The 12,620-nt window shown below is 69.9% G+C and carries 12 protein-coding genes; 4 read left to right on the top strand and 8 right to left on the bottom strand.

Going from position 1 to position 12,620, the window contains the following annotated elements; translation table 11 throughout:
- Positions 1 to 10: 10 nt before the first annotated feature.
- From ACFSXZ_RS19145 to ACFSXZ_RS19125, 5 genes are all read right to left on the bottom strand, one after another.
- Positions 11 to 379 (bottom strand): NADH-quinone oxidoreductase subunit A, encoded by a 369-nt coding sequence (locus tag ACFSXZ_RS19145; protein ID WP_378266380.1) that lies wholly within the window; start codon positions 377 to 379, stop codon positions 11 to 13.
- 496 nt (positions 380 to 875) lie between these two features.
- Positions 876 to 2,144, bottom strand: a complete 1,269-nt coding sequence (locus ACFSXZ_RS19140) for a geranylgeranyl reductase family protein (protein WP_378266379.1) — start codon at positions 2,142 to 2,144, stop codon at positions 876 to 878.
- A gap of 10 nt (positions 2,145 to 2,154) precedes the next feature.
- A complete protein-coding gene (locus tag ACFSXZ_RS19135) occupies positions 2,155 to 2,847 on the bottom strand; it encodes a demethylmenaquinone methyltransferase (RefSeq protein WP_378266378.1) in 693 nt (230 codons plus the stop codon).
- Between the two features lie 86 nt (positions 2,848 to 2,933).
- The gene (locus ACFSXZ_RS19130; protein ID WP_378266377.1) at positions 2,934 to 4,061 is read right to left on the bottom strand and encodes a glycosyltransferase; all 1,128 of its coding nucleotides are present in this window, start codon (positions 4,059 to 4,061) and stop codon (positions 2,934 to 2,936) included.
- Positions 4,062 to 4,064: 3 nt separating this feature from the next.
- On the bottom strand, positions 4,065 to 5,186 hold the full coding sequence (locus tag ACFSXZ_RS19125; protein ID WP_378266376.1) for a glycosyltransferase family 4 protein: 1,122 nt from the start codon (positions 5,184 to 5,186) through the stop codon (positions 4,065 to 4,067).
- A gap of 189 nt (positions 5,187 to 5,375) precedes the next feature.
- On the opposite strand from ACFSXZ_RS19125, the gene ACFSXZ_RS19120 reads away from it, so the two are divergent.
- Positions 5,376 to 6,209 (top strand): inositol monophosphatase family protein, encoded by an 834-nt coding sequence (locus tag ACFSXZ_RS19120; RefSeq protein WP_378266375.1) that lies wholly within the window; start codon positions 5,376 to 5,378, stop codon positions 6,207 to 6,209.
- Between the two features lie 22 nt (positions 6,210 to 6,231).
- On the opposite strand, the gene ACFSXZ_RS19115 is transcribed toward ACFSXZ_RS19120, so the two are convergent.
- The 3 genes from ACFSXZ_RS19115 to menD all read right to left on the bottom strand — a co-directional run bounded on the left by ACFSXZ_RS19115 (position 6,232) and on the right by menD (position 10,155).
- Complete coding sequence (locus tag ACFSXZ_RS19115) at positions 6,232 to 6,720, bottom strand: DUF3592 domain-containing protein (protein WP_378266374.1); 489 nt, start codon at positions 6,718 to 6,720, stop codon at positions 6,232 to 6,234.
- A 180-nt stretch (positions 6,721 to 6,900) separates the two neighbouring features.
- Entirely contained in the window at positions 6,901 to 8,412 is a 1,512-nt protein-coding gene (locus ACFSXZ_RS19110) for a M1 family metallopeptidase (protein ID WP_378266373.1), read from the bottom strand.
- A 75-nt stretch (positions 8,413 to 8,487) separates the two neighbouring features.
- Positions 8,488 to 10,155, bottom strand: a complete 1,668-nt coding sequence (gene menD / locus ACFSXZ_RS19105) for a 2-succinyl-5-enolpyruvyl-6-hydroxy-3-cyclohexene-1-carboxylic-acid synthase (protein ID WP_378266372.1) — start codon at positions 10,153 to 10,155, stop codon at positions 8,488 to 8,490.
- A 177-nt stretch (positions 10,156 to 10,332) separates the two neighbouring features.
- Between menD and ACFSXZ_RS19100 the strand changes: the two genes are divergently transcribed.
- From ACFSXZ_RS19100 to ACFSXZ_RS19090, 3 genes are read left to right on the top strand one after another with little or no spacing between them, the layout of a single operon-like run.
- Positions 10,333 to 11,256 (top strand): 1,4-dihydroxy-2-naphthoyl-CoA synthase, encoded by a 924-nt coding sequence (locus ACFSXZ_RS19100; RefSeq protein WP_378266371.1) that lies wholly within the window; start codon positions 10,333 to 10,335, stop codon positions 11,254 to 11,256.
- Between the two features lie 17 nt (positions 11,257 to 11,273).
- The gene (menE, locus tag ACFSXZ_RS19095) at positions 11,274 to 12,467 is read left to right on the top strand and encodes an o-succinylbenzoate--CoA ligase (RefSeq protein WP_378266370.1); all 1,194 of its coding nucleotides are present in this window, start codon (positions 11,274 to 11,276) and stop codon (positions 12,465 to 12,467) included.
- Entirely contained in the window at positions 12,464 to 12,595 is a 132-nt protein-coding gene (locus ACFSXZ_RS19090; protein WP_378266369.1) for a hypothetical protein, read from the top strand. Before menE ends, ACFSXZ_RS19090 begins: the two co-directional genes overlap by 4 nt.
- The last annotated feature ends 25 nt before the right edge of the window (positions 12,596 to 12,620 follow it).

Below are 12,620 nucleotides of genomic sequence, written 5' to 3'. Positions count from 1 at the left end.
TCTCCCGCTTTCAGTTCCAGTCCAGGCCGCCGCGCCGCCACACATAGGCGTAGGCGAAGCCGACGGTGGCGATGAACAACACGATCTCCACCAGGCCGAACACGCCCAGCGCGTCGGCGTTCACCGCGAACGGGTAGAGAAAGACCATTTCGATGTCGAACAGGATGAACAGCATCGCGGTGATGTAGTACGCGATCGGCATCCGCCCGCCGCCCACGAGCGGCTGCGGCGACGGCTCGATGCCGCACTCGTAGGCCTGGAGCTTCGCCTTGTTGTGGCGGGTCGGCCCGACCAGAGGGCCGAGCAGCACGGAGAACACCGCGAACCCCGCGGCGAGCACGAACAACAGGACCAGCGGCAGATATTGGGCCAACGACATCAGCACTGCCCCTTCCACGACACTGTGTCCGGTTCTCCCGGGTGCCGCCTCATCGCATACCTTCCCGGTTTGTGAAATTCTTCACAAGCTTCCGCCGGAGGCAGTTGTGAAGCCGTTCACAAAGCATGCGTGCAGTGTAGGACGAGGCTCACAGCGTTGTCTCGGGGGCTTTGGTTAAACCGTGCTCAAGCCCCGATACGTCCGCTCGGGTGATCATCTGCCCCAGACCAGGACAAAGACATCGAGACCTCCCCGTACCCGGAGGTGACTGTGATGATTCACACGGTCACGCTGTTCCTCCGAGAGTTTGCGCGCCCCCCGCGATCGTGTCGACAGGGCGCTCCTTCCCGACACAAGTTCACGTCGGGTGGATGGGCGCCCTGCCGCCCCGATAGCGGAAAGAAAAGGCGCGCTCTGCAGTCACCTTGACAGCCACGGGATGAAGTTGACACAAGAGGTGTCGCTGTCGCCCTGCCCGGAACGTGCCCATCCGCTCTCAGGCGGTCGGAGTCAGCCGCGAGGCCAGTGCGATCAGGCGGTCGACGCCGTCGCCGTCGCGCGCGTCATAGCAACCCGAAAGACCCTTGTAGACCAACGGGATCAGGGGGTTGATCCGCAGCCCGTACTTGGTGGCCGCGCGCATGACCTTCGGATGACCGATCGCCTTGGCGAAGAGATTGCCGAGCCGGTAGTAGCCGCCCATCAGATCCGCGAGCGCCCGCGGGTACCCGTGCAACGCGCGCTCACGGGACGGCCCTTCCCGGCGGGCCAGTGCCTGCACCACGTGCTCCGCGGCGAGCTGCGCCGACTCCATCGCCGCCGAAATGCCCTCGCCGTTGAACGGGCTCACCATGCCGCCGGCGTCGCCGAGCAGCAACAACCCGTCGCGGTAGTGCGGCCGCCGGTTGAAACCCATCGGCAGGCCCGCGCCCCCGACCTTGCCGACCGCGTTCTCCTCGCGGAAACCCCACTCTTCGGGGGTCGAATCCAGCCATTGCCGCAGGAGAGCGCGGTAGTCGGTGTTGCGGAACGCCTTCGACGTGGACAGGATGCCGAGCCCGACGTTCACCGTGCCGTCGCCGAGCGGGAACGCCCAGCCGTACCCGGGCAGCAGACGGGGCTCCCGCGGGTCGCTCCGGTCCCAAAGCTCCAGATGCCCCTCGATGAACGGTTCGTCGTGGCGCGGGCTCTTGTAGTAGCGCCGGACGGCCACGCCCATCGGGCGCTTTTCGCTCTTTTCGATACCGACGGACAACGCGAGCCGCGCCGAAACCCCGTCGCAGGCCAGGACCAGGGGCGCGCGGTAGGTCACCGGCTCACGGTCCGGACCGGTCTTCGCCTCGACGCCGATCACGCGGCCGGTGCGCTCGTCGGTGAGCGCACCGGTGACCGTGGTCCGTTCGATCAACCGTGCGCCGGCCTTGACCGCGGTCTTGGCCAAGAGGTCGTCGAAGTCCCGCCGGGTGCGGGAAACGCCGTAGGGCGGATAACTGGTCAGCTCGGGCCAGTCGAGTTCGAGCGTGAGCTCTCCGGTGAGGATGCGCAGGCCGCGGCTGTGCACCCACCCCGCTCCCTCGCTGGTGTCGATACCGAGGTCGATCAGCTGTTTCACGCCACGCGGAGTGAGGCCGTCGCCGCAGACCTTTTCGCGAGGGAAGGCCGTCTTCTCCAGCAGCAGGACGTCGACCCCGGCTCGCGCCAGGTAAGTGGCCGCGGTCGAACCGGCGGGACCGGCGCCGACGACGATCACCTGGGCATCAGTCATGGGCGCAAGTCTAGAGGGAGGGCTTGGTGGCCCGGTGGATGGCGACGACGCCGAAGGTCAGGTTCATCCACTCGACCCCGGCCCAGCCCGCGTCGGCGATGATCCGGGCCAGTGCCCGCTGGTCCGGCCAGGCCGCCATGGACTCCGCGAGATAGGTGTAGGCGTCGGGGTTGGACGAGCTGAACCGGCCGAGCAGAGTCGTCGCGCGCCGCAGGAACTTCGCGTGCAGGAACCGGATCGGCGCGAAGGTGGGCGTGGACACCTCGCAGATCACCAGCCGCCCGCCGGGACGGACCACGCGGGCGATTTCGACCAGCGCGGCCTTGGTGTCGACGAAGTTGCGGATGCCGAAGCTGATCGTCGCCGCGTCGAAACTGCCGTCCGCGAACGGCAGGTGCAGCGCGTCGGCGGCGACCATCGGAACCGCGCGGTGGACCCCGTTGCGCAGCATGCCGAGGGAGAAGTCCGCGGCCAGGCACCAGGCACCGTTCCGGGCGTACTCACTGGTGGAGACGGCCGTACCGGCCGCCAGGTCGAGAACCTTCTCCCCCGGGCGCGCGTCCAGCACGCGTGCGGTGGCCGAGCGCCAGCGGCGGTCGAAACCGAAGGTCATGACCGAATTCGCCCGGTCGTAACGGGAGGCGACGCCGTCGAACATGGCGGCGACCTCTTGCGGATCCTTGTCGAGACTGGCTCGGGACATGCCGCGAGCCTAGATGCTCCGTCGTGCCGGACGCAGGGCCAAGGCCGGTCACCGGTCGGCGAGCACCACCTGTCCACGGCGCGGGATCAGTCCGGCGCGAGAGTTCCGGGCACCGACAGTGCGTTCAGCATGCCTTGGACCGACAGTGGCCAGGTGAACTGCTCCGCGCGGGCGCGGGCCGCCGCGCGGCGGAAGTCCTCGGGGCGCTCCAGCAGGCCCGTAACGGCCGAAGCGAACGCCGCCGGAGCGTCCGGAACGGCCATGCCACAACCGGGATGGACGATTTCGCGCAGGGCCGAAGACGCCGAAACCACGACCGGGGTGCCGGAAGCCAACGCCTCCAGCGCGGCGAGGCCGAATGTCTCATGTGGACCCGGGGCGAGCGACACGTCCGCGGTGGCCAGCAGCCGGGCGACCTCTGTCCGGTCGGCGAGAAAGCCGAGAAAGGTCACCGGCAGGCCGCGGGCGCGGCGCTCCAGCGCGCGGCGGCGAGGGCCGTCACCGGCGATCACCAACCGGGCCGCCACGCCCGACTCGGTCAGTTCCGCGACCGTGTCCACGCTCCGCTCCACGTGCTTCTCCGGCGACAGACGTCCACAGTGGACGATCAAGGCGTCGGCACCGCGGCTCAGCGTCCGCCGCCAGCCGTCGTCCCGGTTCGCCGGCGCGAACGCGGCGAGGTCCACACCCAACGGCACACGCTGCACGTTCGGCGCGTTGATCCGGTCGAACTCCTCACGGGCGAACGCGGTCGTGCACACCACTTTGTCGTAGCTTTCCGCCATGCGCCGGTTGGCCACGTCGGCGACCCGCCGCGCCACCGGTTCCGGCACGAGGAACTGGCGCAGCAGGCGGTCGAGCCGCTCGTGGGAGATCACGATGCCGGGGACGCCGTGACGCCGCGCCCACACGCCCATTCCGCGCAAGGTCAGCCGGTCGGAAACCTCCAGACGGTCGGGCTCGAGCCGCCGCAGCAGCGTCCGCACGCGGTACGGATCGACCGCCCGGTAACCGCCGGTGCCCGGGATCTTCGGTGCCGGCAGGGAAAACCGGCGCACCCCGGTGGGCAGCAGTTCCTCGGCGTACCGCGATCCGGGAACCACCAGAGTGACCCGATGGCCGCCGGCCACGTAACCCGCGCCGAGATGGTGCAACGCCGTGCGCAGCCCTCCCGATCGCGGCCCGTAGAAGTTCGCCAGCTGAACGATGTGCACGCCTCACGCTGCCTTGGCCACTCCACCGGTCACGGCGTCGTAGTGCCCGAGCAGTTCCTCACACACCGCGGGCCAGGTCCGGCCGAGCACGACGCGGCGGGCCTTCCGCCCCAGTTGTGCCCGCAGGACCGGGTCGCGCAAATCACGCACGCGCGCCGGAAGTCCGGCCTCGAACCCGGCCCGGTCGGCCGGCAACAGATACCCGGTCCGGCCGGGGAGGACGAGATCCCTCGGTCCACCGGCGTCCGGCGCCAGCACCGGCAGGCCCGAGGCCATCGCTTCCTGCACCGCCTGGCAAAACGTCTCGTGCGGTCCAGTGTGGACGAACACGTCGAGACTGGCGTAGGCCACCGCGAGGTCGTGACCGTAGCGTGCGCCGAGGAAGGCCGCGCCGGGAATCATTTCCCGCAACACCTCGCGCTCCGGCCCATCGCCTACGACGACCACCCGCACTCCCTCCATTCCGGCGAGCGCGGCCAGCCGGGCGACCTCCTTCTCCGGTGCGAGCCGCCCGACGAAGCCGACCAGCAACTCGCCATCCGGGGCGAGTTCGCGCCGCAACGCGGGATCCGCGTGTTCCGGCGAAAAGCGGTCGATGTCCACACCACGCCCCCACCGGTGCACCCTCGGCACACCATGGGCACGCAGGTCGTCCACGGAGGCGCTGGAGGGAGCCAGCGTCCGGTCCGCCTTGCAGTGCAACCGCCGCACCCACCGCCAGGCCGCCCGCGCGCCCAGGCCGAGACCGTAGGCGGTGGCGAATCCGGCGATGTCGGTCTGGTAGATCGCGACCGACGGGATCCGGAGTCGCCGCGCCGCGGCGAGTCCCCGGGCACCGACCACGAACGGGGAAGCCAGATGCACCACGTCCGGCCCGAAAGCCGCCATCGCGGTGAGCACGGTCCTGGTCGGCAGTCCGATCGGAAGCGAGTTGACCACCGGCAGGTCCACCGCCGGGATCCGGACCACCGGCGCGCCCCGGTACTCCGCCGGGCCCGCCAGCCCCGGTGCGATGATCATGACGTCGTGGCCGCCCGCGCGCAGGTGTTCCACCACTCTGAGCACGGAGTTCGTCACGCCGTTGACCTGCGGGAGGAAGCTCTCGGTGACAATGGCGACTCGCACATTTCAGACCATCGCACCCGCCTCGCGGCGTCCGCACCAACGCCCAGGTTAACTCTTCGAACTTCTGTGTTGTTCAGAACGCGGCGGGCGCGCCGCGTCTCACCACGACGGGCAACCTCACCTTCTGAAACTGCGCTCTTCATCTCCACGTAGCGTTGCGGACACTCGCTGCGGCCACACTAGGCGGGCGTGACCCTTCTTTCCGCCCGACCGCCCCAGCCGGTCGAACCAGGACTGCTGTCGAGGGCCCTCGAAGTCGCCGGGCGGCTGGCCAACGAAGCCACCGACGTGATCACCGCGACCGCGGGGCGGGGCGCCCACCCCGGTGTCAAGGACTCGCCCTTCGACTGGGTCACCGACACCGATCGCACCCTGGAACGGCACACCCGCCGGGTGCTGACCGCCGAGTTCCCCGGGATTCCCGTGGTGGGCGAGGAGTACGGCGCCGAAGTGGGCGTGCTCGACGCGCCCTACCGGTGGGTGGTGGACCCGGTCGACGGAACGGCGAACTACGTGGCCGGAGTCCCGTGGTGCGCCTACAGCCTGGCGCTGGTCGACGAGTCCGGCCCGGTGGTCGGGGTGGTCGCCGACCCCTACCGCGCCCAGATCTACGCGGCGGCGCGCGGACGCGGGGCCCGCGCGAACGGCAAGCCCGTCCACCTCACCGACCGTCGCGCCACCGGCGGTGCGATCGTGTGCACCGAACTCGCCCGGAAGGGCCCGTGGCCCGGCATGGGCGAGTTCATCCAGCGCGCGGGCGCGGCCCACGCCGGCGTCCGGATCCTCGGCTCGGCGGCGCTGTCCATCGCCCAGGTCGCGCTCGGGCACGCGGTCGCGGCGGTGCTGCACAGCTACCACGAACGGGACGTGGCGGGTTCGGTCGCGATCGCGATCGAAGCCGGGGCCACCGTGCTGGACCGCCGCGGCGCAGGCACCGCGCTGCCCGCGGACGGCCTGCTGGTGGCCGCACCGAGCGCGGCCGAAGAAGTCCTCGACTGGTGGCGGGAAACCGCCTCGGCCTGATTTCCCAAGCAAGGTGGCTTTACTACCGATGATCCGTAGTAAAGCCACCTTCCTCCCCAACGCCGGTCCCCGCGGGCACCGCGGTGGCCGGGGGGAGCCGGTCGCGATGCCGGATCCAGAACAGCAGGCCGGCCGCCACCAGCCAGGTGACCAGCACGGTCATGCCGAGCGGCAGCAACGTGAGCGTGGCGGTCCGGCCCGCGACGCGCGCCAGTTCGGGGTTCGCGGTGTCGTATTCGATGCGCACCAGGTCACCCGCGGCCAGGCCCTTCGGGTAGAGCACGCCGTTGGCGGGGATGTGCACGACGCCGTCGGGTGTGTCGAACCGGATGATCGTGCGGTCGAACGCCACCGACGTCACCTCGGCGTTCGCCGCGCCGAGGTGATCGGTGATGGCGTTGTCGTTGCGGATCGCCGCGAGGAGCAACCCGACACACAGGGCGCTGATCAGCCCGGCGACGGCATACACGGCACGCCGGGCGATCCGCAACCGCCGCTGGACGGGTGTCATGTGACCGAGCATATCGAGCACCGGTAGCGATCCGACCGAAAGTAGGCGGACACGGGCCGCGGCCGATCTGCTGGGAGACACCCGTTTCCGCCGTGGCTGCCGTCGGATTGGTACCAAACGGCGCAGCAAGGCCCTTATGTCACCTCGGGGCCGTAGCCGGCACGGACTTCACAACGCCGGTCAGGAGTGCCGGGCGGCTCCCAGCAACTGGTGCGTGCGCTCGATCTCCGCGTACGCCTTCGGGGGTGACGTCACCGTGGCCCCGGTCATCGCGGACCCGTTCGGCCCGACCGCGGGCTTGCCCACGGTGAACAGCCAGGTGGTGAACAGGTCCCGCAACGACTTTCCGGAGACACGTTCGGACAGCGCGATGAAATCGTCGATCCGCGCCGCGCCACCCCGGTGCTCGACGACCCAGGTCCGGAGGATCTTGAAGAACGCGTCGTCACCCACACGGGTCCGCAGTGCCTGCAACGCCACGGCCCCACGGTCGTACACGGCGTCGTCGAACTGCTTGTCCGCGCCCGGGTCACCCGGTAGCACCTTCCACAACTTGTCGTCGGCCGGGTGGGAGTCGTAGACGTACTGCGCCAACTCGGCCGCGGTGCCTTCACCTTCGTGCTCGGCCCACAGGTACTCGGCGTAGGAGGCGAAACCCTCGTTCAGCCAGATGTCGCTCCACCGGCCCAACGAGACGTCATCGCCGAACCATTGATGCGCGTTCTCGTGCGCGATGACCGACGTGTTGCTGCCCTTCGCGAAGAACTTGCCGCTGTAGACAGGGCGTGTCTGGGCTTCCAGCGCGAAGTTCAGCCCGTTCGACACCACTCCGCCCTCGGCTTCGAAGGGGTACGGCCCGAACTGGGTGGCCAGGAAGCCGTCGATCTCCGGAGTCCGCTCGACGCTCGCGGTCGCCGCGTCCGCCGATTCGCCCAGGGTCGGGTCGTAGGCGGTGATGAACGGCTTCCCGTCCGGAGTCGTCGCCTGTTTCACCTGGAAGGCCCCGACCTCCAGCGTGGTCGAGTAGGTCGTCTCGGGGACCCTGCTGCGCCAGCGCCACCACGTCCAGCCCGTGCGCAGCTTGGCGTTGCCCTGGAATGTTCCGTTGGACAGGGCGACCACGTTGTCGGGCACTTCGACCGAGATGTCGAAGGTGGCCTTGTCGGTGGGATGGTCGTTGGCCGGATACCACCACTGAGAGTTCTGCGGCTCGTCGACGCCGAGCGCGCCGTCCGGGGTCTTCTTCCATGCCGTGTAGCCGTCGATCACGACCTTCGACGGGGTGTCCGCGTAGGCGACCACCACGGTGATGTCCTGCCCGGCCTTGAGCGGCGCGGCCGGGACGACGACGAGTTCGCCGTTCTCCTTGGGATCGCTGTGGAACTTCGCGGGCACGTTGTTCACCAGGATCGAGTTGGTGTGCAGCCCGAAGTCGAGATCGAAGGAGGACAGCTCCTGGGTGGTCCTGGCGAGGATCGTGGTGGTGCCTTTCAGCAGATCCGTCGCGGGGTCGTAGGTCAGCCGGACGTCGTAGTGCGACGCGTGATAGCCCCCGTTGCCCGCGTACGGGTAGTACGGGTCGCCCACTCCTGACGCGCCCGCGGCGGGAGCCGCGCTGGCACCGGCGGTACACATGGCGAGCGCCACGGCGACGACGGTCAATCCCGAACCCACTCTGATGCGAGAAAGCATGGTGCCGAACGTATCCGGACCGTGATCAGGCCACTACGAACGAAAGGAGGGAAAGCGCCACCCGCCCGGGTGGACCTACAACGCCGCGGACACCGCGGCGCGGACGCGAGCGTGGAGATCCCGGTGCCGCGAACGGTCCACCCGCACCTCGACCACGCGGACCCCGGGTTCCGGCCGAAGAGCCTCCCGGAACTCCTCACGCGTCCGGGCGAGTACGTGCGGGACCCGGAAACCCTGGCACAACGCCCCGAGATCCGCGCCGTGCGGCGTTCCGAAGACCCGTTCGAAGGCGTCACCGTGTTCCGGCGCGCCCTGTTCCAGCAACGAAAAGATGCCGCCCCCGTCGTCGTTGAGCACGACGATCGTCAGATCCGGGCGCGCCGCGTCCTCCGCCGGACCCGCCAGCAGTCCGTTCACGTCGTGCAGGAAGGTCAGGTCGCCGACCAGCGCGTACGAATGTCCACGATGGACAGTCGCGGCCCCGATCGCGGTCGAGAGCGTGCCGTCGATGCCGGCCACGCCGCGGTTGCGGTGCACCAGGATGTCCGGACGGACGCCACCGGCGAGCGCGACATCGCGCGCCGGATTGGACGAGCCGACGACCAGCAGCGCGTCCGGGGGAAGCGCGTCGACCAGCTCCGCCGCCAACCGCAGGCCGCTCGGCCACGGCTCCGCTTCGAGCGCTCCGCCGACCGCGGCGAGCGCGGCGCGGTCGGCCCGCCGCCAGCTCTTCAGCCAGTCCGGATCGGCCGGCTTCGACGGCTCGTCGAACCACTGCCCCACCTGGCGGACGTTGTGCGCGGGCGCGGGCCAGTCCGCGTCCGGCCGCACCAGCAGCACCTCGACATCGGCGTCCGACAACAGCGTCTGGATCTGCCGGAACACCGTGGGACGCCCGATGCAGAGGACCTGTTCGGGCTTGTGCGCGGCGATGAACTTCTCGGCGCCGAGCAGCCAGATCCCGCTCCCGATCGCCCCCGCACCCGAAAGGCCCAGTCCGCCGGTCTCCGACACCACCGGCCAGCCGTGCTGGCCTGCCCATTCGCCGGCCGCCCGTACCCCGCTGTCGCACACGACGACGAGCCCGCACCGCGCCGACGGCACGACGAACGACGGCAGCGCGCCGAAGTCGGGCAACTCGGTCCACCGCGCCCCGCCCGGCCTTCCCTCCAATGGCTCGTACCAGTCGCCCTCGTCGTCCGGGACGAGCGGCTCGCGGAACGGGACGTTGAGGTGAACCGGCCCGCACCGCCATTCGCCGTACGCCGCGTTCCAGGCCCGGCAGATCTGGCTTCGCCAATAGGCGTTCTGTCCGGCGCGGCGTTCGGCGACGGCGAGTTCGTCGTAGTACCGGATCGCGTCGCCGTAGAGCCGCTGCTGGTCGATGACCTGGTTCGCGCCGGCCGCGCGCAACTCGGGCGGCCGGTCCGCGGTGAGCACGATCAGCGGCACGCCGGCCCGGTCGGCTTCCAGCACGGCGGGATGGAAGTTCGCGGCCGCGGTGCCCGAGGTGCAGACCACGGCGACCGGACGGCCGGTCCGCGCGGCGATCCCGAGCGCCAGGAAGGCGGCTCCCCGCTCGTCGATCCGGACGTGGAGCTGGAGCCGCCCGGCGGTGGCGGCGTCGTGCAGCGCGAAGGAAAGCGGCGCATTGCGCGATCCCGGGCAGAGCACGACGTGGGAGACGGTGTTGCGGACGAGTTCGTCGACGATCACGCGTGCTTGGGCGGTGGACGGGTTCACCGGCCGGCCCCCGATCGCACGGTCGCGCCCGAGGCACGGCACCGCGTCGCCGGCAGCCTGCACTTTGGCGTCACGCGGTCTCCTCCTCCGGACTGCTGCCCCCACACACGCTCTCGGGGCCGACGACAGGCCCGCGGGCCGGGCTTACGGCTCGTTGCTTGTTCTATTGTCCACCAGGTGCATGACAACCGCGTTTCCGAGCTGTTCGACCAGGCCGCGTGGACCGAGGTCGAAGGTTTCGGCTTCACCGACATCACCTATCACCGCTCCGCCGAGGCCCGTTCGGGCAAGCGTGTCGCGCGCGTCGCGTTCGATCGTCCGGACGTTCGCAACGCCTTCCGGCCGCACACGGTGGACGAGCTCCACCGCGCGCTCGATCATGCCCGGATGAGCCCCGACGTGGGCTGCGTCCTGCTCACCGGGAACGGCCCCTCGGCCAAGGACGGGGGCTGGGCTTTTTGCTCCGGTGGTGACCAGCGTATTCGCGGCCGGTCGGGTTACCAGTACGCCTCCGGCGAGACATCGGACACGGTGGACCCCGCACGGGCGGGCCGGCTGCACATCCTGGAGGTGCAACGGCTGATCCGGTTCATGCCGAAGGTGGTGATCGCGGTGGTGCCCGGCTGGGCCGCGGGCGGCGGCCACTCGCTGCACGTCGTGTGCGATCTCACCCTCGCCTCGGCCGAGCACGCCCGGTTCAAGCAGACCGACGCCGACGTCGGTTCGTTCGACGGCGGCTTCGGTTCGGCCTACCTGGCCCGTCAGGTCGGACAGAAGTTCGCGCGGGAGATCTTCTTCCTCGGCCGCGCGTACTCGGCGCAGGAGATGCACGCCATGGGGGCGGTCAACGCGGTCGTGCCCCACGCACGGCTCGAGACCGAGGCGCTGGAGTGGGCCTGGCAGATCAACGGAAAGTCGCCGACCGCGCAACGGATGCTCAAGTACGCGTTCAACCTGATCGACGACGGCCTGGTCGGACAGCAGCTCTTCGCCGGGGAGACCACCCGGCTCGCCTACATGCAGGACGAGGCGGTGGAAGGACGCGACTCCTTCCTCGAAAAGCGAGCGCCCGACTGGTCGGAGTTCCCTTACTACTACTGAGAGAGACCGAGGTCATCGTGCGCGAGGTGTGGCTGGGTGAACCGGCGTCGATCGACGAGCTGCGGAGTGCGCTCGCCGAAGCCCTCGACGGCGGGCCCACCGTGCTGCCCCTCGACGCGCGCGACCCCTCGGCGGAGAAACTGCGGGCGGCCATGGCCCCGGACCAACCGGTCGAACCGGGTACCGCGGTGATCATCGCGACTTCGGGTTCCACGGGAGAACCCAAAGGCGTGCTGCTGTCCGTGAAAGCGCTCACTTCGTCGGCGACCGCCACGCACGACCGTCTCGGCGGCCCCGGGAGATGGCTGCTCGCCACTCCCGCGCACTACATCGGCGGTCTGCAGGTGCTGGTGCGCTCCCTGCTCGCAGGGACACCGTGCGCGGTGGTACCGCCGGGGCCGTTCCGTCCCGATGTGTTCGCCGAAGCCGCCGAAACCGCGCTGCGTGGTGAGGGCCCTCGCTATACGGCGATGGTTCCCACACAACTCACCCGGCTGATCGAGGCGGGCGGCGCCGGGCTCGACGCGGCGAGGGCGTTCGACGCGATCGTCATCGGTGCCGCGGCCACTCCCCCCAAACTGCGCGAACAGGCCGCCGAAGCCGGCGTACGGATCGTTCCCGCGTACGGCATGAGCGAGACCGCGAGCGGCTGCGTCTACGACGGCGTACCACTCGACGGCGTTCGCGCGGAAGTCGGCGAGGACGAGCGGATCCGCTTGTCCGGCCCGGTACTGGCACACGGCTACCGGCTCCGCCCCGGCCTGACGTCGGAGGTCTTCACCGGCGGCTGGTTCCGCACGGGCGACCGGGGCCGGTTCCGCGACGGCAAGCTGGAAGTGATCGGGCGCGTCGACGATGTGATCAACACCGGTGGGGTCAAGGTTTCGGCCGCCGCCGTGGAACGTGTGCTCGCCGGCTGCGAAGGGGTGCGGGAGTCGTGCGTAGTGGGGTTGCCCGACGCCGAATGGGGACACATCGTCGCGGCCGCCGTCGTGCCGGATGCCGCTTCGGCCACGGCCCCGGCGGCCGATCGTCTTCGTGCCGCCGTACGCGAGGCCGCCGGGCCCGCGGCCGTGCCGAAACGCCTGGAATTCGTCGCTTCGCTGCCCTTGCGCGGGCCCGGCAAGATCGACCGCGCCTCGGTCGTTTCGGGGATCTTCGGCCACGCCATTGACACAAAGCCCGAGGACGGTGTTCATTCGGGCGCATGACCTCGCCGAAACGTGGCATCCTCGCGGCCGTCCTCGGGATCCTCCTCGGGCTCCTGGTCACCACCACACCCGCCGTCGCCGACCCCGGCAGCGGCACGCTGACCTGGGCGAGCCCCTTGGCCAGGTGACCGCCGCCACCGGAGCACAATGGCC

Source organism: Amycolatopsis pigmentata (assembly GCF_042684065.1).
GTDB lineage: Bacteria > Actinomycetota > Actinomycetes > Mycobacteriales > Pseudonocardiaceae > Amycolatopsis_E > Amycolatopsis_E pigmentata.
The sequence above is the reverse complement of the archived record's forward strand: the minus strand, read 5'-3'. Positions and strand labels throughout refer to the sequence as shown.